Origin of the sequence: Desulfovibrio sp. (assembly GCF_009712225.1) — a bacterium.
Lineage (GTDB): Bacteria > Desulfobacterota > Desulfovibrionia > Desulfovibrionales > Desulfovibrionaceae > Desulfovibrio.
In genome coordinates this window covers 331,052-333,841 of sequence record NZ_WASP01000003.1, presented here as the reverse complement: position 1 = coordinate 333,841, position 2,790 = coordinate 331,052, and the positions used below count along the sequence as shown (strand labels likewise).

The 2,790-nt window shown below is 64.3% G+C and carries 3 protein-coding genes; all 3 read right to left on the bottom strand.

Features of this window, described 5'->3' with window-relative positions; genetic code table 11:
* Positions 1 to 78: 78 nt before the first annotated feature.
* From F8N36_RS02650 to F8N36_RS02640, 3 genes are read right to left on the bottom strand one after another with little or no spacing between them, the layout of a single operon-like run.
* Complete coding sequence (locus F8N36_RS02650) at positions 79 to 654, bottom strand: hypothetical protein (RefSeq protein ID WP_291331188.1); 576 nt, start codon at positions 652 to 654, stop codon at positions 79 to 81.
* Complete coding sequence (locus F8N36_RS02645) at positions 645 to 1,244, bottom strand: GNAT family N-acetyltransferase (protein WP_291331187.1); 600 nt, start codon at positions 1,242 to 1,244, stop codon at positions 645 to 647. Before F8N36_RS02645 ends, F8N36_RS02650 begins: the two co-directional genes overlap by 10 nt.
* A 34-nt stretch (positions 1,245 to 1,278) precedes the next feature.
* Positions 1,279 to 2,706 carry a hypothetical protein gene (locus tag F8N36_RS02640; protein ID WP_291331186.1) on the bottom strand — a complete coding sequence of 476 codons (1,428 nt, stop codon included), beginning with the start codon at positions 2,704 to 2,706 and terminating at the stop codon, positions 1,279 to 1,281.
* Between the last annotated feature and the right edge of the window lie 84 nt (positions 2,707 to 2,790).

Sequence of the window (2,790 nt, the reverse complement as noted above, 5' to 3'; positions counted from 1 at the left end):
CCCCCACCCACCCCCCCCCCCCCCCCCCCCCCACCCCGGGCTGGGGGGGGCTGACGCTTTTGTCTGTTGAAAAGTGCCCTACGGCAACAGCGGGCCGCGTGAGCCGATGGTGTAAAAGTTGCGGCCCACGCGCGAGGCCCCGTTGAGCAGGGTGCTGCTCAGGCCCAGATAGTCCGTATCGGCGCGGGAACCGGCAAAGTCGGCGCTGGCTGCTGCCTCTGCCGACTGGTTGCGCAGGCTCCAGGCGCGCATGTCCTGCGTGTGGGCCCTGCTTTGGCCCTGCTGCTCGGCAGAAAGTGCGTCCAGCTCGCCTTTTTCGGCGGTATCCAGATTTTTATCCAGAGTAGAGCCCGCATCTGCCTGCGCGCCCGATGCGCCGGTCTGGGCGCGTTGCGCGCCGATTATGCGGGCAGCCTCCTGCCTTTTTGCCTGTGCCGCCTCGTAGCCAGCGCGGCGTTCCTGTCGGGCGGCTTCGTCTGCCGCCTGCGCGTTCAGCTCGGCCTGTTGAGCGTTGCGGGTCGCCAGATCCGACTGGTATTCCGCCTGCTGGCGGCGGCCCTCGGCCTGTTGCACCGCGCTTACGGTCCCGGCGGCGGCCCCGGCAAGGGCCACGGCGGCACTGATCATGGCGGCGGTGCTGGTTGCTATGGCCATTGCTTTTCCTCCATGCCTGATTTTGTCCTGTCTGTTTTGGTCCCTGCTGCCGCTGCAGAGATGACTGGCTGCGACGGCAGGGTTTTGTGCCAGATGGTTTCTGTTGGCTGTGCTCCAAGGCGGCGGTAGAGCGCATGGCAGGGACGCGACGCGGGCGAGCTGTACTGCACAAGCCCCACCCCGCGTGCCGCAAGGGCTGCCTCCGCGTGCCGCAGCAGGCGCAGGGCGAAAAGTCCTACCCGAGCCCACGGGGCGAGATACAGGCCGTCCAGCGCCGCCAGCAGGGTTCGCGGGCGGTGAGGGCAATCCACCAGTGTAAAGGCCGCATAGCCTGCCAGCGGGGCGCTTGCGCCTGTTTCGTCTGTTGCGCCTTTCGCATGGGCTAAATCACTTTGGGCGGCTTCGGCCAGCTCACGTGCGGCGCTGATGTGCAGCATACCCAGCCGTTCAAGACAGGAGTAACGGCTTTGGTCAAGGGCGTAGTGCTGCGGCCCGTGCAGGGGGGCTTCCACCTCATCCCAGTGGGCTGCCGTCAGTTGCTCAGCTTCCCTTGCCAGATGCGAAAACGGTTCTGTGGTGATGGTCAGCACTGTTGCTCCCTATGGATGCTCCTTGCTCCGGGCATCAGGCAAAGGTGATATCCAGCGTGAGTGCCAGAATGCGAAAGGGCAGGGGCCGCTGCTGCACCAGCCAGATGCTTGCCTGATTGTCCCACCCTCCGCAGGGCGCGCAGGCCAGGTCGCCAGAATACGGCTGTACCGCCTCTGACCAGCGTTCTGGCATAAAGGGTAGATCATAGAGTTCTGCGCGGCTGGGGCCGTACTGCCCGCCCACACTGCGGTAGAGGCGTAGCGTACAGGCTCCGTAGGCGCGGCTTTGCGTCAGGGTGGTACCCGAATTGAGGTCGCTCTCTACCGGCAGGGGCGAAAGCACCGATTCATATGGCAAGCCCGCCTGCACCAGTGTGGCGGCGTAGGGCAGCTCTATGCGCCCTTCGCGCACCACGCAGCCCTCCACCGGGCTGCCGTCGGCAAGCACAGCCAGAGTACAGCCTTCCAGATGCTCCAGCCCCGCCACCTCTCGCGTGGGCGCGCTGGCGCGGATGCTGAGTCCGCAATCTACAAAATACGCCTCGGCAATGGGCTGGCTGTCGGCCCAGACCGGGGCCAGGCGCTCCAGAAAATGGCGTGGCTGTCCATCAATGATGCGCCGCACCACCATGACCAGAGTATCCCCGCCATCATCGGCAACCGCCGCCACAGAGAGCACCTTGCCGTCTGTGATATGGCGCGACCAGCCCCAGATGTCGTGCTCCTTCATGTAGGTAAAAGCCAGCAGGAGTCCGTCGTCGCGCACGCACCAGATGGTAGAGCCGGGGGTTTGCTGGTAGGCCCACTGTTTGATGGTGTGGCCCTCAAACAGGTGTGGCGCTAGAATGGAAAGATCGTTGCCCGCGTAGCCGTCTTTTTCCAGCGAATAAAAAAGGTCGCGCACACGCGAGCCGTGGCGCTGCACATGCAGCACGGAGTTGCCGATGATGATGGGCGCAAGCCCTGCGCTGCCCCAGTACGATTGGGCCGTGATGCTGACCTTTTGGGGTGTGATTGCCGAACCCTCGCCACCGCTGGCCTTGTACTCGCTGCCTGAGGTGCCCACCAGCAGGTCGCCAAAACTGGCTATCCATGTGACGGAATCAATGGAACCAGAGGCGATGAGGTATTCCACCGGGTCGTCGTCCTGCACCGGGCGCGACTTGCGAAACGATTCAAAATCGCCCGTGCGCGACATGTAGAATGCCTGCGGCGTACCTGGGGTTGCAGCCAGAACCATGCGTTGCTGATGAAAGGCCACCACGCCGGGGTTGTTGTCATTGGCAAAGGGGTTCCAGTCTTCACGGGGGGTGTCTGTGGTATCGGCCTTGTAATTCTGGTCGTTGAAGCTGGTGCCGGATGCAACGCCGATAAAGCCGAAATAACCCGCTTCTTCACGGTAGATGTTGTATTCTGCCGCACCGTCCACTGCAGGCCAGCTTATGGTTGTACTGTTGCCCACTACCCAGTCGGAGGGGTGGCGCGCGTTGGGGCACTCCCCGGGGGGGGGGGGGGGGGGGGGGGGGGGGGGGGGGGGGGAGGGGCG

What these genes read in the sequence shown, in the direction of transcription:
- F8N36_RS02650 (WP_291331188.1), bottom strand. Translation starts at nt 654, where the DNA reads ATGGCCATAGCAACCAGCACCGCCGCCATGATCAGTGCCGCCGTGGCC.